This window comes from Peijinzhouia sedimentorum (assembly GCF_049340005.1).
Classification (GTDB): domain Bacteria; phylum Bacteroidota; class Bacteroidia; order Cytophagales; family Cyclobacteriaceae; genus CAXBDP01.
In genome coordinates this window covers 165,014-189,944 of the sequence record NZ_JBMPIY010000004.1, presented here as the reverse complement: position 1 = coordinate 189,944, position 24,931 = coordinate 165,014, and the positions used below count along the sequence as shown (strand labels likewise).

The following is a 24,931-nucleotide window of genomic DNA, read 5'->3' as shown; positions in this document are numbered from 1 at the left end:
CTTATAAGGTTTATGAATTGCAATATCCTCATTTACTCATTCTGACAATATTTGCAAAATGCGATAATTTAGGCTTCATTTTCTAGTCCATCATCAAAATTCTCGTTCCTGAAAGGGAAACCCTTTTTGAATATCGCTGATTCAATTTTTGTTTATAGACTCTTGATGACTTTTCATTCAATATTAGACTGACTCACAAGCTTCTTTAACTCCAAATTTCATTCATCTCAGTAAGTATCATTGGCGTACTATCAGTTACCAGGATTGTATGTTCGTGTTGAGCCATATAGCCACCTTTGTTTCCAACCATTGTCCAGCCATCTTGTAAAGTTTCCGCATAATTGGAAGTCGTCGAAATAAATGTTTCGATGGCTACTACCGCGTTTTTCTTGAATCTAGTACGATTATATTTGTCTTTAAAATTCGCAATTTCTAAAGGTTCTTCATGCAAACTTCTCCCTACTCCATGTCCGGTAAGATTTTTAATCACTTTGAAGCCTCGCTTTTTCGCTTCTGTTTCAATTAGATGTCCAATGTCAGAAATCCTCACGCCACCTGTGATTTGAAATATGGCTTTTTGTAAGATTTCTTTCGATGCATCGACAAGCTCTTGATGCCCATTTATATCTTCCCCAAGTACGAATGATGCTCCATTGTCTGACCAAAAACCATCCAATTCAGCAGAAACATCTATATTTATCAAATCGCCTTCCTTTAGGATTTTCTTTGAGGAGGGTATTCCATGGCAAAATTCATTGTCAATGCTAATGCACGTCCAACCAGGGAATTTATAAGTCATATAGGGAGCTGAGTTTGCTCCAAATCCTCTCAAAATACCTGCTCCAAATTCATCAAGCTCTTTGGTAGTCATACCCGGTTGGGCAAAATTTCTCATTTCTTTCAACGTGTAAGCAACTGCTTCGCTTACCTTTTTCATTCCATCCAGCTCCGACTCTTTTGTTATTGACATAAACCTATCTATTTGTTGTTAAATCGTATTGCGACCTAAATCCTGATGGCTTGCAAAAAACCTATCCTTATTTAAATCGCTTTGCAAATTTAATGAAAACGTAAGACCTTAAATCACGGAAGAATAAGCATCGTGCTCTATTAGTTATGTCTGCTATTGTTCTCTTCTTCTATTCAGATGCTGATAATGCTCCTGTAGTGGAGTGAGAAGTTCTCACTTTACCATTCAATCGTTCAGTGAGTCAATCCCCTCTTCTTTAAGTCGCTTAAGGTGCGCTTTCATTGCTTCTACTTGCGCTACCGGGTGTCCTTGCCAAACAGTAACTTCGCCGACCACCTTAAAAGGATCGGTCGAACGATATGATTTTGTGGGATTACCTGGAAATTTTTTATCTGTCAAGTCAGGATCATCTTCAATTTCGCCGGTAGGCTCTACTAAATAGATCCTTCCCGGTCCATCACCCAATGAAAGTTCAGCACCCCAGATAGCAGCATCCAATGTGGCGGTTAAGAAGATGTATTTTGCATTTTTATTTTGCCCATAATTCGAATTGAAACCTACCTCGATTATGTCCCCAATTTTAAGCTGGGCTTTTGTTCCATGAAAATAGGTCTGCGCAAAAGGAGATGCTCCTGACTCTCTTGATTTCTGTTGGTTTAACTTCTGCTCCATGATCAAAAATTATTTCAATAGATCGTTCTTCGGTAATCCTCAGCAGGAAAATTTATTATTGGCTATCGATCAAATCCAACCCAATTCTTTAACAGTTCTTTCACTTTCTACATTGCCGGTATGCTGGGTAGCTTTTGGCTCGAAAAGAAGGTTAAATACAATTTCTCCATTTGTATGTGGTCGGTGTTCTACTCCTTTCGGGACAATCAGAATTTCACCTTCCTTTACTTCCACGGTTCGTCCATCTCGGAAATCCATCAGTAAGGTTCCCTTGAACACCATGAATAATTCATCCTCATTTTCATGACTATGCCATACAAAGTCGTCTTTAAGTTTACAAAGCTTCACATATTGTCCATTGAGTTCGCCAATAATATGTGGAGTCCATTGCTTTTCAAATAGTGAGAATTTTTCTAAAATGTTGATTGAATTGATTTCTTGCATATCGTTTTAATTTTTAAGCATTACTGAGAAAATTGATTTCTTAGAGAACCAGATATTAGCCATTTAGCGAATGGCTTACTTTTACTAATTTGATATTAATTTGGGCTGATGCATGCTGATGCAATGCAATCCGCCTCCACCCAAATTAACTGCCAACGCATCTAGCATGATCACTTTTCGACTTGGAAATGCTTCCATTAGTATCCTCTTTGCTTCCTCATCCTGCATTCTAATTTTATCGTCCATTCCCTCCCGCCAATATTTCTGGCCGACAATAACTTTATTCGTAATGATGAAATTCAGATAGCTTGCCGGCACTATAACACTAATTGATTCTCCATCGGGAAATTTACTTCCATCTTGATAATCGAGCATTTTAATATATTCATAAACATAATCGCCCGGATTTAAGCTTGAAAGAATGGTTTGCGGCAGCGGTAATCTTACGATCTTAAATGGCTTTCCATCTTGGTCGCTACTCGTCGAAAGGATTTTAAAATTTTCCTCCAAGCGTCGATGATTTTCTTGAGCCAAAGGGTCATCCAGATGCGTGCTGTTTATACTCGCTAATAGTATGGTAGAATCATTGATAAAGCGGGCAAATTCATCTATATGACCATTGGTGGTTACTACTGTATAAGCTTTGTCATTATCGGATGTGGATATTGGGCCAAGAAATGTGTGGCTATCTTCTACGAGCCCTTCTTTAAGCCAAATTACTTTTTTCACACCTAGCAATCTTTGATATTCCGCCTCCATTTCAGCTTTGGACATGCTAGGGTTGCGCCCTTGCTCCACTGCCTCAGTCACCATTAAAGCACCTTTACCGTTAAGCTCCCGACTTCCTCCTTCGCTAATCATTGCACTTGAAATCAGCGGGAGGTTTAATAATTCCGCTACATTCTCATCAAATTTCTCTTCAGTAATTGCATCTGCATCTAATGTATCAGCATAGCCCCAAGCATTGAAGTTAAAGTCTGCAATAGCATGCTTTCCATTGCTGGTTTCCACAAAGACCGGCCCCATATCTCTCGTCCAAATTTCTACAGATGGAATGACATGGAAAATAAGGTTCTTCAAATCGGGATACTTTTGAACCAATGTTGATTTTGCATTTTGGAGAACTGCTTCATCCGCACAGCTTATTACCAAAGTGAGATCACTGACAAGGGCATCAATAATTGCAAGCGTGACGGCTTCTACCGATTCTTCCTCTTTATGGTTGGTAGTAGGCCAAATCAGCCAGAGAGCATCCATTTCTTCAAACTCACCCATTTGTCTGGCAACAGTCCATTGCTCTTCCTCTATTGGTGAAGAAGATTTACAAGCGAGGATCAGGAAGGAGGTGATAAATAGTAGTGCGAAGATTCTCATTGTTTTGCCATAAATTTTCCTCATTCGAATTTTTACTTTTGGAAGCATTTCAATTCAATATACAGCAAAAATTGAAAGAAATATTGCGGGAGGAATTAAATAACGCAGTGAAGGACTTACAAATCTTAAGATAATTTTTTCCTCTCTAAATGCGGAGAAGCTTATTCGTAAAGTTCAAGAAGGAATCTTGACTTGTTTGCTTTCTAAAAGATCCCATAATTGATGGATCCTTTATTACAAGATGTTTGAATAAAACCTACTTGACTGATAGAATATTAAGCCTACAACGCCTCAGTTGTAATTTTCAACCCTTTGTAAAGTGATTTTATCCAGCCTGAGTTGGGCTTCACTTCTGAATAAGGATTAAACTAATTCTATAATTCATTTTTTTTATTTGAGGCACTAGAAACCAATTTAGCTATAACTACTGCTGGATATAAGATGCCAGTAGCTGAAAGAAATACTGAAGCCATTCTTGAGGCCATATTTGAGGGATAGATATCTCCATAGCCTACAGTTGTAAGAGAAGCTAAGCTGTAATATATATAATATGCATAATCTTCATCATCATTCTTTAATTGGATGTCGCCAACTATAGCATCGCCAAATAAGATGGTAATCATTTCAAATAGAAACGCTCCTAGCAATGCAAGTAGTAGATAAACATTAATAGCTCCAATTACTCTATATAAATTGATTTCATTATCTCTAAAAAGCAACTTGATATTGATAAAAATAAAAACAAGCAGATTAAGTAAACCAACGATTCTTTCCAAAAAGTAGAATTCATAAGGTGAATCACTGAATCGAATCAATTTCAAAACCACATGAGTAAAAAAAAGCACAATTGTAATTACAATCAAACTATTATCTTTTGCAGAAAAAATTCCTGTAAAAAAAAGAGCAATAAACATCACGTTTAAAAACAAAATACTGTCATACCCAAGGTCTATTAGAACGGGCATCACAAAAACAATAAAAACTAGCATGAATGAAAGAGTAATAAAGCTGGCATCTGATAGCCAATAGTTTTTGATTTGGGTTATTGCTCTCCTCATTTTTTACTCTATTAATTGGACCTCTCAAAATCAGCATTTTCAAGTGATTTTGAAAGTAACTAGGCAATATTTGGTGTAGAAATCAAAAAATATGGTGGAAAATTTTAATCTTGGATAAAATCGAAAATGAGAAAATATGACACTTAGAGATGAGATTTTCTTAAAATCGGATTTGCAATTTAGTTTGATTGGTAAATTTTCAAATTTCTCTAGATTGTTCATCAAGAATAATTATTAACTATTCTTTTGTACCTGATCCTATTGTATTGCTGCAATAAGTTAGGGTAAAAGTTAAAAGTAAGGTTTCCAATGAATAGGATAATTGCTGTATTAATCGACTTTGTATAAAAAGCATAAATATTCGTCAACAGGCAGAAAATGAATAAAACTGTATGGGACTTCTCTATTTGATAAGTTTCATTCAACTTGTCTTTAATTGTTCCCAAATTTACCACATTACGATGCGTTGGAAAACTTCGTCTTATTCTCTTGTTGATAAAGTCACCATTGGTTGAGAATTTTTTGAATTGATCAACTCCTAATTTTTTGTAAAACTTCAAATCTGTGGAGACCTGGATTTTGTCATAAAATTCCTTTGGTAATAGGCTTACTAGATAGCTTATCCCAATAAAAAGAATTGCCCATTTGAATTCTCCTTTTCCTGTAAAATAGAATAGTACACTTGGGGCTAAGGTTGTTGAACACAATCCTGCAATTAGAATTAAATTTAGTCTATATCTAAGTTTTTCTAATTCTTGTTCCTTTTGCATAATAGATGCTTTGAAAGCAATAGGTAATCGGAAATTTCAGAACCCAATTTATCCAAGCTAACAAAAGGGATTATTGAATTTTCGAAAGAATTTAGCTCATTGGCGCTCGGACTCCACAATACTACAAATGTGTAATTAAGATGATCCCAATCATTAAAAATACGATTGAGAGTAAAGGGTTTAGGAATAAACATCACTAAAGACCCAACTCATTACTTCACAGCTTTTTCAAGTGCATTCCTCCCGCCTACGATTGGTAGTGTTAGAACGGTAGCATCTAAATCTATCGTAAGTTCGGTTCCAGGTTTTGGCAAAATGGTAAATTCACTATCCGAGGAAAAGATCATCAATCCAATCTGCTGACCAGCCGAAATTATTTGATCGTCAGGCTGTAAGTCAAAACTTACTTCATAGAATTTACCTGGTTCCAGTGGTTCTGATTCCCGTATTGAAGCATGATTTTGCGGATCGGCCCAACCGCGTGTGATAATATTATCCGTGATTTTGGCATTTCGACCTTCCGTCCATGGCAATGACACCAGCCAAACAGAAAGATTAGCTGCTGGCTTATTAGAAGCTACTTTCACCGTAATCTTAGAAGTACCTGATATATGCACAGCTTCTTTGAGCACCGGACTCAGGTATAGAAGTCGATGATCTGTATATTCAGCTTGTGCCAAGACTGAACCTGAAAAAGAGTAGTTATCAACCAGCGTTTCTTTTTCACCACCATTTACTTGATCTAAACTAAGCGATCCGGCAGCAGGAGCTCCGCCTTTGAGGTATAAATTCACATCTGAAGCGGCTGGATTTGGATAATCAGCATAAGCTGTGGGATTGCTTTGCTCATCCTGCTCACGCACAATCCAAGCCTTGGGCTCATCCTCTACGCCATTCTCAACTCCGTGCAAATAGCGGGTAAACCAGCGGTTCATCATAGAGAATGGAGGTGGTCCACCGTGTCCGTTTTGGTGATAATAAATCTTGGAAGGAATTCCTTTGGCACGAGCCGCATTGTAAATGCGGTAGCTATGTTCAGGCATTACATTCCAATCATTAAATCCATGGGACATCAAAAGTGCGGCTGTCATTGGTTCCATCTGATTTAGGTAATCCCGGCCAGCCCAAAAGTCATTGTAATCCCCTGTAATCCTATCCATCCCTTGTGCCATTTCAGTATCGCGGATGGTTTTATTGTTGTAAGGTCTTTTGGCTTCATCGCCACTATGTATAAAATCATAAAGCACATCTATGTCTTCGCCCAGATATCCTCCCGGCGATCGTACCAATCCATTAGAGCGATAATAGTGATAATATGATGTGTTTGGAGCTATCGGAATAATGGCTTCAAGGCCTTTGACTCCTGTGGTCGCAGCTGCCAATGGTAGAGTGCCGTTATAAGAAGTACCCGTCATGCCTACTTTTCCAGTAGACCAAAATGCCATTACTTTTTCATTACCATCTGGTGTGGTATAACCATTGTCTTTGCCAGTGAGCCATTCGATTACGGCTTTAGGCGCAAGTGATTCGTTTGGCCCTCCTACTGTAGGAGCACCCTGTGACAATCCCGTGCCTGGAGAGGAAGAATGGACAACAATATATCCCCTTGGAACCCACTGCATGATTTCGGAATTTGAGATAATCGGTCGCTCTCCTCTACGCCTTACTTCCACGTGCGTACGAGGTGGAGCGGCTTCACCTAATTCATGTTTTACTTCCCAAAATAGTCCGGGAGCACTACCAGCGGTGCCTGCAAAATAAGGACTGGTAGCATAAATTACTGGCAATTTGAGTCCTTCAGTTTCAGTTTGCTTCGGACGTGTCACAGCCACATGCATGCGATCCAATTTTCCATCTCCATCCGTATCAAACTCCGTCTCCACCCAGAGGTCATGGCGAATCCAGTTAGCAGGCTCATTTAGTTCTGGCACGACCTGAGCCTCTCCATTTTCAAATACAGGCTTGACTTGAGCCAGTAAGGTTGAAGAGCCAATAAATAGAATAAGGATAATAAATGCGGTGCGCTTGATGCTTTTCATTTTAGGTACAATTTGGAAATTATAACAAATTATGATTTTTAAAGCTAATTGCAATTAAAAGATTAGCAAGATGTTTTCGGGCGAAGCAAAATTACTAGTATTTGAATGTAGTGGAGGCAAAATTCAATGCATCTCGCAAGACTTAACTATAACAGAAATCATTCTGAAAAGTGAACTGTCCAGAAAGTGTGTAAAAATGCAATTAGTATATTCTAGAACTTAGATAAAATGAAACTGGTAATTCCATTCGAAATTTTGTAGGTGTGCCATTTATAATCAGTGGAGTATATCCTTTTAAGGTTGAATTGATATAGGCTTTTCTGATCGCGTCATCGATTTCTCTAGAAAGACTTTTTTAACAGTTACTAAGGTCACTTTTCCGCTTTCATCTATTTCTATATCTAAAAGCATTTCTCCCTCAACTCTATTTCGTGCCATTTGGCTTACAGCCTTAAGAAACTCATTTGACCATTCTACATTACCTTGGACAGGTTGAGGTGATTGCTCTTTTGGTAATTCTACTCGTTCATAATTGCCATCATTATTTTTATCTATTGAAATTGAATATCCTAGCCCCCTTGATTGTGGGAGGAATTTTGAGCTGAATTATTGGTAGTACTACACGATGATATTGCCAGAGTAATAAAGAATAGGGAAAGTAAAGATGATCTCATTTTGAAGAGTTAATGGATGATTTAGCTCAATTTGGATTGGGAGATGTTTGTTAAAGAATGACAAGCTCTCTTATAGAAGCTTAATTTATTGGTTTATAAAGGTTTTGTTTTAAATCATTGCATTGAAAATTTCTTTAAAATCAACAACACTTTCAGATTAAGTTAAGATACTAAAATATGTGACTTTATTATTGTATTGTTTTTTCCTACTTTATAAATTTAGTCAAATCACGATATTTTGTAATAAAAAGATCAAATGTAATAAATTTAGATAGAATTTTTCTAAAAAAAAATTAGGGTTATGACTTCTCTTAGGGTATTCCATTCTTAGAAACTCTGGTATAAAAGTGCTTACACAGCCAATTTGACTAGGTTTAGCACTAAGATGATGGAGGCGATCCACGATTCATCATTGTCTTTGAGCTTTGGCCTGCGGGAGGATAGCTCTTGTTATCCTTGTCTTTGCTCTGCTTTTGTTGTTGAGCTAACTGCTCCATGTAAAATCCATGAATCGGTTCATTTATTTTTACAATCAATTGCTGCCCAAACGCTTTCTAATATCCACAAGCAAACATTAATGGGAGGCTCCTTTATATAGGAGCTGTAGCCCTGAAAATATTGTAAGTGCATATTCACGGTAATCTGTGCCACGGTTTCTCAATCATCCAAATTAAGCAGATGCTTGATGATCACTTCACTAATAGGTACTCTTGGATTCAGCAAATGTTAGCCTGTGCTTTTGACAGGATTATGCATATTGTCAAAACAGTTACTGCGGCTAGTAACTGCTTTCAGCTTGTCCAACCCACAGATTTTTTCCATTTCTCAATTTCCTTTTTCCTCTTTTCAAAATCGGTAGGTGGTGATTGATTTTCAATTTTCGCTTGCTTCCTTATATACTCTGTCTGTTCTTCAATTGTGTTAAGTCCAATTGATTTTCTTCTTTGATTGACTTTGATTAAGTCTTCAATAAGGTTTGGGCTTAATTCACCGTTTTCGTCCCAATCAAACTGAGTTCCGTAAAGCTGAGGTTTACCTTCAAAGACAGCTATTCTGTCTTTCAGGTAAGCTAAATTTCTTGGATCTGCTTTATATTCATTTACTTCGTTTTCTAATAGCTTAACACACTTTTTCATAAAATCAGGCTGTCCGATTGAATGTTGAATAATTAACCAAGTTGCTTCACTGGCTTCTTTGCCTACTTTATCAATAGTTGGATAACCAATTGTGTCAATAATTTCATTTAATTTCTTGGCATTTTGGTTGTGAAGGTTTGCCATTTCTTCGTTATAGCCTTCGCTAAGTTGCCCACTTAAAATAAGTTTATCACGTAACTTCAAGTCAGCATTTTTTAGTCCAATTATTATTTCTGCAATGTTTTTATAATCCATTCTGCTGAACGTATTGTTTCTAAAAATTCTTACGAACTATTTGCCATTGTGTAGAGGCATGCTTTTACTCCAAAATTTCCTTACCAATCAGACACGTCCAATTTATAAAGATTATCTCAGGAAATCGTTTTACTCCACTATGCGACTATTGGTAAAGTCGTTTAAAACTGTTCGACTGTCAGTTCATTGTTCGCCATAGCACCAGCTAAATTTCCTGTAGCTACTGCATTAGCAACTGAGCGCATCATATTTACATTATCTCCACAGGCAAAAACACCAGAAACAGTTGTTTTTTGAAAATTATCCACTTTGATATATCCTTGTTCTGCTATTTCGCAACCCAATGAAACAGGAATATCAGAATGTTGCGTAAACGGAACTGCTGCATATAAAGCATTAAAGCCTATTTTGTTACCATCGTTGAAAATTACATTTTTGATTTGTCCGCTTTCGTGCTCTATTTCAGTGATGTCCGTTTCTACAATCTTTATATTGTGCTTATTCAATTTTGCTATCTGTTCGGAATTGAAATCTGCTTTTCCTGTAGTTAAGATTGTAATGTTATCTGTCAAATTATTGATTAATGAAGCCAAGTGAAAAGCTCTTTCTCCATTTGCCAAAATTCCTGTCTTTTGGTGGCGGAATTCGTAACCATGGCAATACGGACAATGAATTATAGATATCCCCCAACATTCGGAGAATCCTTTTATATCAGGTATTTCATCTTTTATGCCGGTGGCAAATATGAGTTTCTTAGCTTTAAATTCTTCACCTGTTTGCGTTACGATTATTAGATCATTTTCAGTTTTCTTTCCGCTAATAGCAAGTCCGCTGTAAAATTTCACGGTATTATACTTCAAGACCTGGGCTTTAGCTTTTTCTGCAATTACACTTGGTTTTTCTCCATCATGTGTAATGAAATTATGCGAATGTGGCGTTTGTCGGTTACAAGGCAATCCGCCGTCAATGATTAATACCTTTCTCAATGAACGTCCTAATGCCATTGCAGCAGAAAGACCAGCGTAACTACCGCCTATGATGATTACATCAAATTGTTTACTGTCTGTCATAATATTAAATTTTGTAAATGCCATTTATGCAAAAGGCTATGCCAAAAGGAGAGACTCATACCAGTCTGATGATTTTCCCACCAGCTAGTATTTGGACGGCAGCCTGAATTTAATTTTGCGGTACCAAGGCCTCAATTTCGATTTCAATCATCATTTCTGGGAGTCCAAGTTCGTTGATGCCAATCCAACTGCCTGTAGGAAAATGATTTTTATAAATCTCGTGTCTGTAGGATGCATTTTTTTGAAGTTCAGCCATGCTCGTAGTATAAATATTTTCGAGTATCACATCATCAAAAGTGCAACCGTAATATTTCAAAACTTTATCTAAGCTGGCATAGCAATTTTTCATTTGTTGCAAATAATCACCCTCCGCAATAGGACTTCCTTTGTCATCAATACTGATTACACCTCCAATTTTTACAAGATTACCCACTCTGACTGCCTGCGTATAGCCGTACATTTTTTCCAATTCAGGTCGAAGAAGGAAATATTCGGGTTCTTCTGATTTCACAGCTATGACTGTTGTTTCATCATCTCCTTGCGGTTTCTGTTGGCAACTGAATAAAGCAAAAGACAACAAAACAATGATTGTTGCTTTAAAAAATTTGTCTAATGATTGAATAGGCTTGTCCATAATTCTAATTTTTCTGCCAAGGTAGAAAAGATTTTTGTTATTGCGATAAAGTCGCAATAAATTAATGCGAATTATTTGCATTAAGTTTGTGGTAGAAAAACAGATAATGAAACGAAGAAATACACCATCAAAAGAAGCTGTATTAGATGTTCTGACAAAAGCAGGTAAAGCAATGAGTCAGGATGCTATTGAGGAAAAAATTCGAATAGAAGTAGACAGAGCTACAATATATCGGGTATTGAATCGATTTTGTGAAGACGGATTAGTACATCGAATTGTAGCTGAAGACGGAAAACAGTATTTTGCTATATGTATGAAATGCGATAAGAATAGTTTTACCGACAATCATTTTCATTTTCGTTGCAAAAATTGTGAAACAATAGAATGTCTGCCTCTACCTGTTCACTTTTCTGTTCCTCAAGGTTATAATGTGGAAAGTGTCAATTGCGTCCTTACAGGAACCTGTAAAGATTGCTCTACATAGTTGGTGGTTAAATAAGGTTGCCCATATAATTCGCTGTTAATCGATATATTCAAAGCCTTAACAACTTTTCAAATCAGTCTCCATCTTTATATGAGGAACGGAATTGCAAATACTAAGATAAATTAGGAGCGCTTCACAAAAGCGCTCCCGTTGAATGCTTTTCTATTCATCCTTCAAAATCGGTAAATACCTATTCCAATTAGCAATGATTACCCAAACATTAATTCCAAATAATACCAATGCTATTCCAATGCCTGATATATCGTGCACTAAGTGATGAGCAAATATTCCTACCATTACTGGAAGAATTACTATTGCACCTAATGCTCTTGTTTTAGGTATCGATATTAATACTCCTCCAACAATTTCAACAATTGCCACTAAAGGAAATATCCATTTAATCGTCACAAACCCACCAACAATTTGCATCATTTCTTCAGACATCTCAGGCATTGGCATATAGTTGAAGAATTTGTTTAGACCAGAGTTAACCATTATTAACCCGAATAGAACACATAGAACTGTAAGAATCTTATTTTTCATTTCTCTTTTGGTTTTGTTATTAATAACACAAAAGTAAATAGTTTTGATTACTAATTGTTATCAGTTACCTTTAGGTAATCAATTGAGCGACAGAGATGAAAAAAATGGAACATAAAGAGTGCATGTCTACTTTATTGCCTGTTAGGGATACATTAGACATAATCGGCGGCAAATGGAAGATTTTGATCCTCATTTCAATTTGGGAAGGCAATAAGCATTTTAGAGAAATAGAGCGAAGCATTCCCAAATTAAGCACGAAAGTGTTGTCTAAAGAATTGAAGGATATGGAAGAAAATCAACTAATTACACGATCAGTCTTGAACGGTTTCCCAGTTCGTATTGAATACACACCAACTGAATATTCCAAAACATTGCAAAAGGTCATTTTGGAATTGCAGAATTGGGGTGCTAATCACAGAAAAAAGATTTTTGGAAAATAGTATTCAGAATTTCGATTTCCGTATAGTGCTATACTTCTCATTAATTTCACTAAAAATTTAGGTAGTAGCTTAAAATAGGGAGAAGGGATAGCTGGGTTATATCTTCAATTCTTTTGTTTACATCACTATAATATTTCTCAATAACAACCTGATTGTTAGTTATATTTTGGACGTCAATTTTTAGTTCGTGACTTATTTTAGCTTTATTTATTCGATATGTTATTGACAAATTCAAATTAAATACATCATCTCCTTTATCTTGAAAAGCATTAATTTCATCATAAACCACTGATCCATTTTGTATCGATTCATCCAGCTTAATATTCAACAATCTATTTCCTCCCATCCAAGTAACTTTTGAGTTGATTCCAAGGACATTGTTTTCATTCTTCCCAACATTAAACTCTTTTCCTATAAGTCCATTTGCTATATAATTTCCATTAAAGCGGGTGTTTCTCCAAATATTGTCAGTTGCTTTGTATTTGGAGTCGAATAAGGACGCAGTTAGCAAAAAGTAGTAGTTATCGGTAAAATATTTCTCAAGTGTCATCTCTAGACCGATATTTTTACCTTTTCCCTCGTTAATAAGAATTCTATCAGAAAACTCGCTCCTTTGATTAATAATCGAATAGCTGCTGTTGCCTATTTCCACGGGGATGTTGTAAAGGTCTTGATAGTATGCTTCTACTTTGAAGAATAGATTGTTTGTTAATTTATTTTCATAGCCTACCACATAATGTCTTGCTTTTAGTAATTCCAAAGATGTATTAGGAGAACTATTGTTTCCTTGGTTATCATAAACCAGTGTGTTATAGTTACTCAAGGAAGTCATATTACTATGAAAGCCTAAACCTGCTGTTAATGCTTGGCCTTTCGGCAAATCGTAACGCATAGAACTGCGCGGTTCAATAGTGACTTCACTATTTTGTGATGTTTTTTGACTATGTATTCCAGCGACTATACTCAGCCGTTCCGTGGCTCTCCATTTCCAATTAACAAATGATTGTAACAAGCTGGCATTATCATTTACCGCTAATAGGTTCTTGAACTGACTACTAGCTATATCATAATATTCCGCATCAAAATTGAAATTAAAGAAGGAATAGACTATCCCCACTTTAAACAAATTTCTGTTGTTGTATTTATAATTAAAACTTGAATTTATTCGAGAGATATTATTTGTTGTTTTTGAATTTTGATCTTCTTGCAGTGTATTTGTATCGAATGTCCTCAAACTGCTATTTTCGCTGCCATTGATAGAGTGTGAAAGTGTTGTATTCACATAAAATCTATCATTCACTGATATTAAGTGTTTTACCCCCAAGATTCCCAATTGACCATTTTCCTGATACTCTTCATTGATAAAATCTTCATTATCAGGTGAGTGGTATGTAGAATTTATACTGTTTAACCCTCCTAATCCAAAAAATGAAAATGATCCCATTTTATCGGTTGGGATGAAAACTTTGAATGACATATCTTGATAAATAGGAACACCGCCAAAATCAAGAACGCCTAAGCTGCTTAGTAGTCCAAGTGTTGAATATCTGTAATTGATTAGATAACTGCTTTTCCCTCCTGTTTTGAATGGGCCTTCTGCGGTAAGATCCGTGCCCAAAACGCCAATTGAAAAGCTATATTCTCTTTTTTCACTATTGCCATTTCTCAATCTCATATCAAATATTCCGGAAAGGGCATTTCCATACTCTGGGGCAAAGGCTCCTGTGAAGAAATCCGAATTTGCCAACATTTGGCTATTTAGAACACTTATCGGCCCTCCGGTTAGGCCTTCTTGAGAAAAGTGGTTTGGACTGGGGATTTCTGTTCCTTCTAATTTCCATTGAATAAATCGTGGATTATTGCCTCTTACGATAATATCATTATTCCCATCGCCTGTAGAAGCAACCCCTGCAAATGAAGAAACCAAACGTGCAGGGTCACCAATTCCTCCTGCGTATCTTTTAGACTCTTCCACTGATAAGCCTTGGGATGATATCTGTGACATTTCATTTATTGATTCAGATTTGTGTCTTCCGGATGTTACAATCACTTCATTAAGTGTATTGTAAGATTCTTTTAACTCAATGTCCAAAATCGTTTCTTTTCCAGATTTTACGACAATGTCTGGGATGATTTTTTCTTCATAGCCGAGGTAATTAATTCTAATTGAAACTCTACCAATTGGCACTTCTTTAAGTGTGAAATTGCCTTCACTATCAGAAACCGCACCGATCAAAGGGTCGGTTCCAAGCACTACCACATTTGCGAACGAAATCGGGAATTTCGCATCCGTATCTATGATTTTTCCTCTTATTGTCTGCGTTAAATCTTGTGCTATCAAATTCGATGAGAATGAAATGAGTATACTCAACAGCAGTAAAGAATGTGAATTTTTAATTTTCATAAGATTATAGTTGTTTTTATAATCTCATGACAACTCACCAACAATTTACCCTTACTGCTTTTCGAAATTAATTTTCATTCCTTAGTGATATGCAAAAAGAATTCTAGGTAACTTCTTGTCTTTTCTGAAATTTAATACTCCAATGGAAAGTCCTTCTGAGGAATTACTGAAATTGACGATTCCAATTTGTAAGCCGTTATTTTGCTTTGCGCTATTAAAAATTCCTATTTGGATTCCGTTCATAGTATCGGACATATTCACCCCGGTATTTAATTGAATACCTTTCATAAGGGTGCTCTTATTAAATGCTGTTGTGATTTGCAATCCTTGCATGTACTCTGATTTATTCATTACTCCGGACAGCTGAGCTCCTGAAACGTTTTCAGATAAATTTAACACAGCTGATAACTGTAAGCCTGAAAATTTATTGGTATTGAAATTTCCAATCCCCGTAATTTGAACACCACTTTGTTTTCCTTTGGTGCGGTTCATTGCGCCACTAAGTTGTAAGCCTTTTACATCACCTCCAACCAAATTACTGAAACCTCCGATTTGCAAACCATTGACATTTTCTCGATTAATATTAAAGGCTCCTCCTAGTTCTAATAATCTAACTCCATAGCTATATCCACCAATTAGATTAATAGAGACATCATTTTTTACAGTTCCAGCAATCTTCAAATTGGTACTTATGCCGGGCATAATAGAAAACTGAAATTTCCTTATTGAGTATCCTGTTATGTTCTGAGAATTGATGACAACAGGTTTAGGAATTATAAGCTTACTTATTGGATATGATTCGATTGCCTTTACTTTCGGCATTTCAATCTTGACTAATTGAACTTCCTCAAGGATCTCAATTTTGGATAATTGTATAGTTAAGTTTTGGCTTCTTGGCTTCAGTAATAATGTGGTATCCTTGTAATTAACTTTACTCACAGACACCAACAAATCTTCTTGATTATAGGATAGAAGTGTTTCAAAATTTCCAACAGAATCTGTTAATACAGATTGAGAACCGAAAACATCTAAGACTGTCGCTCCACTAATTTGAGATTTACTTAATGAGTCATAGACAGTGCCTCTTATGATAATGTCATTCTTCTTTAATTCATTTACCGACTTTCTAAACAGTACCAGACTATTACTTGCCGTTTTAAAGACGATTTCAGACGGCAATATTTCAGGCAATATTTCTGAAATTCTTTTTTGGCTGCCTCTGAAATTTATTAAGGTGTTTGATGAAAGTATATTTGAATTGTATGAAAGATTAAAGGAGCCTTTCTTTGACAATTCGAAAAGGACTTCTTTTAGCGGCACATTAGTGAAGTTTACCGAAACCTTTCTGTCTAATAGTGGGGTGCTTTTCTGAGAATATCCTATTGTTGACGTCAAAAGGAAAAGAATAATGAAAATTTCTTGAAGCCTCCTCATTCTTTACAATCTTGCCCTTTAACGTCAATTTCTCCATTTTCCCTATGGGTTACGACTATCTTGAAACTAAACTCTAATTGTTCAAGAATCTCTTCTAAAGTAGCATTTTGAAATCTGCCCGTAAAAGTACAATTCTCTATTTCATTCTTTTCAAAATTAATTTGTGCTCCATAAGCATTAGTTAGTTCAGATAATACCTTATCCAATGATTGTTCGCTGAATTCCAAAACGCCTGTTTTCCAAAATAATGCATTGTTATTAACTGAAATTGATGGACTGAATAATTGCGTATTTTTATTGTATGTCAATGATTCATTGGCATTAAGAATCACAGTATCTTGAGTCACTTTTTGTAATACTTGAACTGTACCGGATATTACACCCACTTCAATAAGGCTGTCATTTTCCATAGAAGTTACATAAAAAGAAGTGCCAAGCACCTTAATTTCCAAGTCATTCGTAAGTACTCTAAATGGTTTTCCTGCCAGTTTATTTACTTCAAAAAAAGCTTCCCCAGTTAATTGAAGGGTTCTATTTTCAGAAAAATTTTTGGCGTACTTTACTTCCGTCCCAGTATTTAAATTGATGATTGAATTATCGGGCAACACTGTAAATGTGCTATCAGCACTAAAAAATTCAGTTTCATTAGTAACGTCAGTTAAACGCTTATTGTCATCAGATGAAGTGATCTTTTGAAAAATAAAATAAGTAAAAATACCTATTACTAATACAGCAGCTACTCTTGAAATAAAAGCTAAGCTTAATGGAATTTTACTCTTAGGTGGTATTGTTTTCTCCTTTGTGTTGATTTCTGATTCTATTCGATTCAACACTTTTTTAAATGCTGCACTTTTATCAAAGTTTATATCTGTATTAATCTCGACTCCTTGACTGTGGAACCAAATAGTTTGAAAATGCTCAAAATATTCTCTGTTTACTGAACTCATTTCGATCCAAGCTTCCACATACGCACTTTCTTGATGAGTTGCTGAGCCATCTAAGTACTTTGCTAAAAGTGAATCTTCAATATTGTTATTTAAACTATTCATACTCTCTATATTAAAAAACAACCCAAGCTCTGTTTACCCTTACTCATCATTGGAATTAATTTATTGAACCCATTAAAAACACAATTATTAATACTAAATAGTCTTTCAGTCGCTCTCTTAAGAATCGTAAGGCTTTGCCCATTTGTGCTTCTACAGTTTTAACTGAAATGCCTAATTTATCTGCTATTTCTTGGTATTTTAAGCCCTGCCTTCTGCTTAGTAAGAATATTTTCTGTCTTTCGGTAGGTAATTCAAAAATTGAGTTTTGAATCAGTTTATCTAAAGCGGCAGCATCCATTTTGCTCTCAATCTGGTCAACAGATTGTAAAGGAAACACTGAAGTTAAAAGATAAGCTTCTTTTACTTTTTGATGTTTTATCTGATTCAAACAAGCATTTTTTACAGCACTGTATAAATAAGCTTGGATGTTCGTATCATGGGTTAATTGCTCTCGATTGATCCATAATTTCGAGAATAACTCTTGCACTATATCTTCAGCGGTATCTTTGTCCTTGAGGTATTGAAAAGCACAGTAGGCAAGTCCATCATATAAGTCGTAAAAAAGCTTTTCAAAAGCTTCTATGTCTCCTGAAATAATATTTTCGACCTTACTTTTTTTATTCACTAGTCAAGATGTCTATTTCTAATTCGTCTGAAACTTGGTTAATACTGATGAAAGCAGTTCTCAGCTATGAATGCTGGCAGATTAAAACCACTTTTCTAGCCTCCTTAGTTAAAGGTAGCAAAAAGTAAGAATATGTCAATTGCCTGTAAAATCGTCATTGTTATCGTGTGTCTTGTCCAAAAAGGTTTACAGGTTTGAGATGAAGCTCTAAAGCAGATTTACAAATTTCTCAACTCTAGAGGAGCAATATGTCCATAGCCCATGGCTTTAACCGTGGGATAATGGAGAATCACAAATCAATTTTACCGACCGTAGGTGGGCCTCCCGCATAATCGTCTGAATCACGCCAGCCTGCCGTTTTTAGGTAGGGATTCCACGGATTTTTTAATTATCTAGTCCTAAAATGGGTTGACAAATTTGTGATGAAATCCTAAAGTAGATTTACAAATTCCTCAGCTCCAGAGGAGCGACATATCCATAGCCCATGGTTTTAACCGTGGGATAATGGAGAATCACAAATCAATTTTACCGACCGTAGGTGGGCCTCCCGCGCAATCGTCTGAATCACGCCAGCCAGCCGTTTTTAGGTAGGGATTAAACGGATTAAGGGATTCCACGGATTTTTTAATTATCTAGTCCTAAAATGGGTTGACAAATTTGTGATGAAATCCTAAAGTAGATTTACAAATTCCTCAGCTCCAGAGGAGCGACATATTAATAGCATTATCCATACGAAAATACATTTAGCTCCAGCGGAGCGATATATCCATAGCCCATGGTTTCAACCGTGGGATAATGACGAATCACAAATCATCCTCCCGCACAATCAGTCGGTATATGCTTCGAAATTAAATTAATGACTCTCTCAACACCTTAACGCTCAAAAATTCAATCCAATTTGCACCTTCGCTGCAATCGTCTGAATCACGGATTAAACGGATTAAGGGATTTCACAGATTTTTTAATACTTAATCCTAAAATGGGTTGACAGATATGAGATGAAATCCTAAAGTAGGTTTACAAATTTCTCAGCTCCAGCGGAGCGACATATTAATAGCATTATCCATACAAAAATGCATTTAGCTCCATAGGAGCGACCTGATAATGTTGGCTATTGCAGTGCTGCAGGTGGTATCGTCGGATTGCAAATCCTCTTTATCTGGGGTTCGACATTGCAAATGGCGAACAGTTGGTTGTTTTCAATATCATTATTTGGTGGTAATAATGGTAAATCATTATACGGTGTTCGTCTGTCAAACTTTATCTTTTCCATAGATGTTCAATATTTTCATTTTTCTGGCTGCGACATCAATATATGTCCAATTAATGAGAAATAAGGTAGTTAGTGTTCAAAATTTGAAATTTATTGGACATTCTATGCGAGACGCCGACAAATTGAGCATGAAATAAGCCTTCGTCCAGATTTAAGCACATTTTGGACAGATTAGGCTTTACTAATAAACCTCTTTTCAGGATTTTTAATCCAATTCATCAATCAGCCCTAATTTGCTTTTCTGATCTAGAAAGAGATTTCCCTCATTATTGATGTAAGAAACATTGTAATAGAATCACTCCAAACTACCTCCGCAATCGTGGAAAATATAATCTGCAAACTAGAGACCCGTTTTGGGCGAGATGCGTCTATCTAATCACTAGGGAGCTTCCCTTTTTAATTTATCCTTTACCTCTTGTAAAGAGAATTTAGCGGGGATCACTTGGAGGCCTTTCTTGTCTATGGCACCCCAATGCTCACCAATACGAATGATTGCAAATCCATCTGAAAAAGGATAGCACATGTCAAATTGTATTGGTATAATTACTTCTCCCTCTTTGTTTATGTAGCCAAATTTAGCTCCTTCTCTCACCTTTGAGAGTCCTTCGTGGTAATTATCTATTACCATGTACTTGAAATCAGTTAGCTGTTTTCCATTTAAGTGAAATAAAGCTTGATTATCTCCCTTACTCAATATCAATAACGAATCCTCAGACCAGCTCAAGTAATCATAAATACAGGGTATTACTTCATTGCCATTATGATCGAAAAGGCCATATTTGGTTGTGATGGAGCGTAAATCTCCAATCTCATTTTTTCCAAGTATGCTATCTTCCTTCTGAGTTACTTTATAGAATCCTTTTTCAGTGCTTATGTATGCAAATTCTGGCTTAATTATAATTTGATTTTCATTTGAAATAACCCCAAAATCATACTCTCCGAAATATTCAGCTCTATGTCCAATAAGAAATCTTTCCCTATCTAAACGTTTGATATAATCATATTTAAAGGGAATAATAACTTTATTTTCTTTATTGATTACTCCAAAGTGGTTTCCATTGCCTACTATTGCAGCCAACTCAAAAAATTCTCCTGCATAAAGGTATTGTGGTTTAATTATTTCCTTGCCGTCTATTTCTCGATAACCCCACAAACCTGACCGCTCAAAAGGTATAAGATCTTGTGCAGCCATTGTATTCCAAATAAGGAATACGAACATAAATGTTAGACAGCTCTCTATTTTCATAATTTTACATTTTGACCAGCCTGAGCATCCTTCATTCCTCAATAAATTCTAGCGCCTATCTCATAATTTGCCAAGTCGAATTTATCAATTAATTTGTTTCCAAATCCTTTTAACTAATCCTAATTTGCTTTTCTGATCTAGAAAGAGATTTCCCTCAGAATTGATGTAAGAAACATTTCAATACAATCATTCCAAACTTCCAGCGCAACTGTCAGAACTATGATTTATTTGATTAAAAGATTAGTATGATTTTAATTCTTATCTAGTCCTAAAAAAGGTTTACCGATTTGAGATGAAATCCTAAAGTAGATTTACAAATTCCTCAGCTCCAGCGGAGCGATATATCCATAGCCCATGGTTTCAACCGTGGGATAATGACGAATCACAAATCATCCTCCCGCACAATCAGTCGGTATATGCTTCGAAATTAAATTAATGACTCTCTCAACACCTTAACGCTCAAAAATTCAATCCAATTTGCACCTTCGCTGCAATCGTCTGAATCACGGATTAAACGGATTAAGGGATTTCACGGATTTTCTCGTCCTAAAATAGGCTTACAGATTTGAGATGAAATCCTAAAGTAGATTTACAAATTCCTCAGCTCCAAAGGAGCGGACTGTTTGTAGCATTATCCATACGAAAATACATTTAGCTCCAGAGGAGCGGCCTGATAATGTTGGCTATTATAATGTTACTGCTAATTATTTTGCTGCGGCGGGTGGTATCGTCGGATTTCAAATCCTCTTTAGTGGTAGTTCGACATTGTAAATGGGGAACAGTATGCGGATTTTCATTAAAAAATTATTGTTTAAAGATATCTTCTAACTCATAGATATCTTTTATGTTTACCCTTATGAAAAAGTTATTCATAATTGAATGTAGCATTTTAACATAGTCATCAAATACAATTTTAAGTTCTTGAAATTCTTCATCTGTTGCAATTATGATATCGGCGATAGATTTTGGGTGGATTAATTTATCTCTCTTTATCTTGATAATTTTTATGTATTTATATTTTGAGTCAAGATATTTTTGAATGATTTCTTCTTTGTTCCAAGTTTTACATATTTGTTTAAGAGTTTTCTTGAACTTGTCTTCAAATGAATCTTTATCAGAATATCCTTCATATGAGTCAATTTGATTTAAACCAAAGATGTCAGATTCAACTAATGAAAAAAAGCCTTTTAAAGCCGCTCTGAATTGTGTATTGAATTTTTGGTTATCTCCTTTGAAAGTCTCGGTAATTTCTAATAGGAGTTCGTAGTCCTTCCGTATTATATTATGTCTTCTTTGATATTCATTCAATGCAAGACTTGCTTTTCTAAACTCTTCTTTATCTTTGAATTCCTTTGAATGTTCAGTCATTTTGTTTGTTGTCTTTTAAAAGGTTCCATAACGGAAAAGTATATGCGTAACATGAGATTTCAGAGCAATTTATTCCACCTACGTCAAAATTTCTTAGGTGAAAAAGGGTCGCCGTATGCCTATCGCTTATGGTATATCTATTTTCGACTAGGTGCAGTATTTTATTTCCAATTTTTTTCAATTAGTTCAATTATCATTTCTTTATCTAAAAAGTAAACTGAACCGATTAACCCTTTATTAATTTTATGCATTATTTTTTCCTTTGAGTTTTCAGTAAATTTTCCTGAAATTGCAACAACAAATGAAGAAATGTACTGAGGGCTTTTGGAATTTACGTCATAAAATGGCATAGAAAAAGCATCGGTTATTTGACCCAATATTTCATCAATTGTAGAATTTACTTTGCCTGAGACATCTCCTGCTTTGACTTGCATTCCATAATTTCTAATCTGTCCGAATTTATCCATCTCTTTAAAAGTGAAATCCTTTCCATATTCTTTCTTTCCATGATTGTAATGTACAAATGAAAAATTCATCTTCCTCAAGAGGGGTAAAATCAATTCTGTAGAAAACAATTTTTCATCTTTATGAAATGCATCTTGCCACTTAAAATTGCCTAAGCTTATCTCGACTCTCCTAATTGTATTAAAAACTATTATTTTACTTTCCTTCAGGCTTTTCCCGATTAAATCCCCAATTTGAAAAATTACTCTTATTTTCATACTGGAGTTAAAAGCTAATCCTTCTTGAACTTCATATCTCTTAATTTCTACATTATCAAGATGTTCACACTCTTTCTCTAACGCTATATAAAAAGCTAACGGTGCCCATTTGTTATCTTTATTTTCAGTTAAGTCATCCGCTGTAAAAAAGTATTCAAAAATGATTTTGTCATCTGACCTTTCTAATGATGAGAAAGGAATTATTCCGTTAATTTTTTCTTCTTCCTGAAAATCTAAAATTAGATTTTCAGGAAAATTTACTGAATTGATTTCATAAAAATCCTTCGTTTTCAAGCCATTTCCATCTGCTATAAGTTTCCCTTTAAATTCTCTTACATCGCATTCATCAATTAACACTCCGTTTATTCGCAACTCATGGGTCACATCTAATTGCGGTTTGTCTTTTCTTTTTATTTCTATCATTTTTTTCTTCTGGCTAACATTCAAAAAAAAATCTCAAATTTGAGCTAAATAAAGCCCGAGGTCTTGATTAGCCAAACTCAATTTATCAATTTCCTCCCTAATCCTTTTAATAAACCCTAATTTCTTTGCTGGCCGAGAAAGAGATTTTCCTCAGGTTGATGTAAGAAACATATCAATTCAATCACCGCAAACTTTCGCTGCAATTGTCAGAATTAGGATTTTTAGGATTACAGGATTAGATGATTAATCAAGTTGTCACGTCCTGAAATAGGTTGACAAATTTGAGATGAAATCCTAAAGTAGGTTTACAAATTCCTCAGCTCCACAGGAGCGATATATCCATAGCCCATGGTTTTAACCGTGGGATAATGGAGAAGCACAAATCAATTTTACCGACCGTAGGTGGGCCTCCCACACAATCGTCTGAATCACGGATTAAACGGATTAAGGGATTTCATAGTAATTCAAGTCAGAAGGAGTTGTCAACTTAAAAAAATTACATAAAAGTTATTGTCAATATTATCATTGCTGTGAAAAACAAGATCAACTGTACATAGTTGAGAATTCGATTTTTGGATTCTAATGATGTACACTTGTTTTGAAGTCTTTCAATTTCCGTGGGAAGGTTTTCAAATTGCTCATGACAACTTTCAATCTTTCTCCCAATTTTATATTTTAATCTGTAGTTCTCAGATTCCAAGATGGCAATTAGGAGTCCACAAAAGACTGAGGCTAAAAGAAGTCCACAAGTTGTTTTAGTTGCTATAAGTTGTTCGCAGTCAGTTAATTTTTTGTCAAAAAGTAGAGTCAGCGAAAACCCTAGCGAAGCTGTCGCTAGTATAATTACTAAATTCCTTGTATAAGCAAGTTGTCCAACATGTATTCCTTTCCAAGAATTAAGGTTGTATATTTTTTTATAGTATTCTTTATTTCTCATGTAGTAACTTAATTTCGTCTTGTAGCCAACGGTCAGGGCTAAGAGCAGGCGGGCATTAAAACCCGATTCACTGTCCGCCACAACCAAAGTAAATTAAAAGTAATCACTTTCAATTTAGTACTTTCCGCCCTCTTGCTCTTTGGTGATTTTAGTGGTTTTTTTTTCATTTTTCAGTTCAATTAAAGCAATTCTTGGGTATTCATTTAACCTATTGGCATCAGCAAGTTTAATTTCAATTTCCTTCAAGCTCAAAGCAGAGAATTTTTCTTTCCATACTTTTAATTTTTCCCTTCTTGACTCAATTTCAGCATTAATAATAGCCTGTCGGTCAACGAACCATTTATGGATTGAAGGCCATATTGAAAACCAAGTTTTTTCTACTTCTAAAGGAAATTCTTCTGTTCTTATTAATGTAGAACTAATATTAAATTCTTTATTATCCTTAGAAATCACCTTAAGGTAAGAATAGTTAGACCAAGGGGTTACCCAACGCTTCATATTGTCTACTTTATTTTTGTGGTAAATTGGAGTATGTAATTCAACCATCAATTCATTAAAATGAAAAGAATAGACTTTATCCTTTTTAAAAGTTATTGTCTGTTCAATTCTATCTATTTCAACAATTAAGTCTTTATTAGAAATATAGTGCGTTAAGTGCATTATTGCAGTAGGAACCACTTCGAAAACAATAATTGCAATAATTGCAAAAAGTGGAGCTAATTCCTTTGAAGTTTCCCAGTCCATACCCTTTATGTAATGAGCAAAAGGAATTGAAATAATTAACAAAATCGGCAAAGCATATAATTGTCTCACTAAATATTTTAGAGAGTTTAATGTGTCGTTCCTATTTATTTTGTGGATGGATCTCATTTTTCAAAATTACCACT

The 24,931-nt window shown here is 35.4% G+C and carries 22 protein-coding genes; 2 read left to right on the top strand and 20 right to left on the bottom strand.

Annotated features, from left to right (window positions below; all coding sequences use genetic code 11):
• Positions 1-205: 205 nt before the first annotated feature.
• The 10 genes from map to ACOXY8_RS08120 form a co-directional block, all read right to left on the bottom strand.
• Positions 206-970: a type I methionyl aminopeptidase gene (gene map, locus ACOXY8_RS08165; protein WP_458331080.1), complete on the bottom strand. Its 765-nt coding sequence runs from the start codon at positions 968-970 to the stop codon at positions 206-208.
• 225 nt (positions 971-1,195) lie between these two features.
• Positions 1,196-1,642, bottom strand: a complete 447-nt coding sequence (gene arr / locus ACOXY8_RS08160; RefSeq protein ID WP_458331079.1) for an NAD(+)--rifampin ADP-ribosyltransferase — start codon at positions 1,640-1,642, stop codon at positions 1,196-1,198.
• 69 nt (positions 1,643-1,711) lie between these two features.
• Complete coding sequence (locus tag ACOXY8_RS08155; RefSeq protein ID WP_458331078.1) at positions 1,712-2,086, bottom strand: cupin domain-containing protein; 375 nt, start codon at positions 2,084-2,086, stop codon at positions 1,712-1,714.
• Positions 2,087-2,170: 84 nt separating this feature from the next.
• On the bottom strand, positions 2,171-3,484 hold the full coding sequence (locus tag ACOXY8_RS08150; protein WP_458331077.1) for an agmatine deiminase family protein: 1,314 nt from the start codon (positions 3,482-3,484) through the stop codon (positions 2,171-2,173).
• A gap of 350 nt (positions 3,485-3,834) precedes the next feature.
• Positions 3,835-4,518, bottom strand: a complete 684-nt coding sequence (locus tag ACOXY8_RS08145) for a potassium channel family protein (protein ID WP_458331076.1) — start codon at positions 4,516-4,518, stop codon at positions 3,835-3,837.
• 221 nt (positions 4,519-4,739) lie between these two features.
• Positions 4,740-5,288 carry a glycosyl-4,4'-diaponeurosporenoate acyltransferase CrtO family protein gene (locus ACOXY8_RS08140; RefSeq protein WP_458331075.1) on the bottom strand — a complete coding sequence of 183 codons (549 nt, stop codon included), beginning with the start codon at positions 5,286-5,288 and terminating at the stop codon, positions 4,740-4,742.
• A 212-nt stretch (positions 5,289-5,500) separates the two neighbouring features.
• Positions 5,501-7,327 carry a Xaa-Pro dipeptidyl-peptidase gene (locus ACOXY8_RS08135; RefSeq protein ID WP_458331074.1) on the bottom strand — a complete coding sequence of 609 codons (1,827 nt, stop codon included), beginning with the start codon at positions 7,325-7,327 and terminating at the stop codon, positions 5,501-5,503.
• Positions 7,328-8,792: 1,465 nt separating this feature from the next.
• Positions 8,793-9,392 carry a DUF6624 domain-containing protein gene (locus ACOXY8_RS08130; RefSeq protein ID WP_458331073.1) on the bottom strand — a complete coding sequence of 200 codons (600 nt, stop codon included), beginning with the start codon at positions 9,390-9,392 and terminating at the stop codon, positions 8,793-8,795.
• A gap of 161 nt (positions 9,393-9,553) precedes the next feature.
• Positions 9,554-10,462: an NAD(P)/FAD-dependent oxidoreductase gene (locus tag ACOXY8_RS08125; protein WP_458331072.1), complete on the bottom strand. Its 909-nt coding sequence runs from the start codon at positions 10,460-10,462 to the stop codon at positions 9,554-9,556.
• A 109-nt stretch (positions 10,463-10,571) separates the two neighbouring features.
• Complete coding sequence (locus ACOXY8_RS08120) at positions 10,572-11,096, bottom strand: RidA family protein (RefSeq protein ID WP_458331071.1); 525 nt, start codon at positions 11,094-11,096, stop codon at positions 10,572-10,574.
• Positions 11,097-11,202: 106 nt separating this feature from the next.
• Here ACOXY8_RS08120 and ACOXY8_RS08115 point away from each other — a divergent pair, with 106 nt between their 5' ends.
• A complete protein-coding gene (locus ACOXY8_RS08115) occupies positions 11,203-11,580 on the top strand; it encodes a Fur family transcriptional regulator (protein ID WP_458331070.1) in 378 nt (125 codons plus the stop codon).
• A gap of 162 nt (positions 11,581-11,742) precedes the next feature.
• Here ACOXY8_RS08115 and ACOXY8_RS08110 read toward each other — a convergent pair whose 3' ends face one another.
• On the bottom strand, positions 11,743-12,123 hold the full coding sequence (locus tag ACOXY8_RS08110; RefSeq protein ID WP_458331069.1) for a DoxX family protein: 381 nt from the start codon (positions 12,121-12,123) through the stop codon (positions 11,743-11,745).
• A gap of 104 nt (positions 12,124-12,227) precedes the next feature.
• Here ACOXY8_RS08110 and ACOXY8_RS08105 point away from each other — a divergent pair, with 104 nt between their 5' ends.
• Entirely contained in the window at positions 12,228-12,563 is a 336-nt protein-coding gene (locus ACOXY8_RS08105; RefSeq protein WP_458331068.1) for a winged helix-turn-helix transcriptional regulator, read from the top strand.
• A 49-nt stretch (positions 12,564-12,612) separates the two neighbouring features.
• Here the strand turns inward: ACOXY8_RS08105 and ACOXY8_RS08100 are convergent, their stop codons facing one another.
• The 9 genes from ACOXY8_RS08100 to ACOXY8_RS08060 form a co-directional block, all read right to left on the bottom strand.
• Positions 12,613-14,967: a TonB-dependent receptor gene (locus ACOXY8_RS08100; RefSeq protein WP_458331067.1), complete on the bottom strand. Its 2,355-nt coding sequence runs from the start codon at positions 14,965-14,967 to the stop codon at positions 12,613-12,615.
• An 81-nt stretch (positions 14,968-15,048) separates the two neighbouring features.
• Positions 15,049-16,362 carry a hypothetical protein gene (locus tag ACOXY8_RS08095; protein ID WP_458331066.1) on the bottom strand — a complete coding sequence of 438 codons (1,314 nt, stop codon included), beginning with the start codon at positions 16,360-16,362 and terminating at the stop codon, positions 15,049-15,051.
• A gap of 35 nt (positions 16,363-16,397) precedes the next feature.
• A complete protein-coding gene (locus ACOXY8_RS08090) occupies positions 16,398-17,450 on the bottom strand; it encodes a FecR family protein (RefSeq protein WP_458331065.1) in 1,053 nt (350 codons plus the stop codon).
• Positions 17,451-17,505: 55 nt separating this feature from the next.
• Positions 17,506-18,075, bottom strand: a complete 570-nt coding sequence (locus ACOXY8_RS08085; RefSeq protein ID WP_458331064.1) for an RNA polymerase sigma-70 factor — start codon at positions 18,073-18,075, stop codon at positions 17,506-17,508.
• Between the two features lie 1,652 nt (positions 18,076-19,727).
• The gene (locus tag ACOXY8_RS08080) at positions 19,728-20,594 is read right to left on the bottom strand and encodes a WG repeat-containing protein (protein WP_458331063.1); all 867 of its coding nucleotides are present in this window, start codon (positions 20,592-20,594) and stop codon (positions 19,728-19,730) included.
• Positions 20,595-21,398: 804 nt separating this feature from the next.
• Entirely contained in the window at positions 21,399-21,962 is a 564-nt protein-coding gene (locus ACOXY8_RS08075) for a hypothetical protein (protein ID WP_458331062.1), read from the bottom strand.
• A gap of 161 nt (positions 21,963-22,123) precedes the next feature.
• Positions 22,124-23,107 carry a hypothetical protein gene (locus tag ACOXY8_RS08070; protein ID WP_458331061.1) on the bottom strand — a complete coding sequence of 328 codons (984 nt, stop codon included), beginning with the start codon at positions 23,105-23,107 and terminating at the stop codon, positions 22,124-22,126.
• A 496-nt stretch (positions 23,108-23,603) separates the two neighbouring features.
• Positions 23,604-24,044 (bottom strand): hypothetical protein, encoded by a 441-nt coding sequence (locus ACOXY8_RS08065; RefSeq protein WP_458331060.1) that lies wholly within the window; start codon positions 24,042-24,044, stop codon positions 23,604-23,606.
• A 114-nt stretch (positions 24,045-24,158) separates the two neighbouring features.
• On the bottom strand, positions 24,159-24,857 hold the full coding sequence (locus ACOXY8_RS08060; RefSeq protein ID WP_458331059.1) for a hypothetical protein: 699 nt from the start codon (positions 24,855-24,857) through the stop codon (positions 24,159-24,161).
• Positions 24,858-24,931 lie beyond the last annotated feature (74 nt).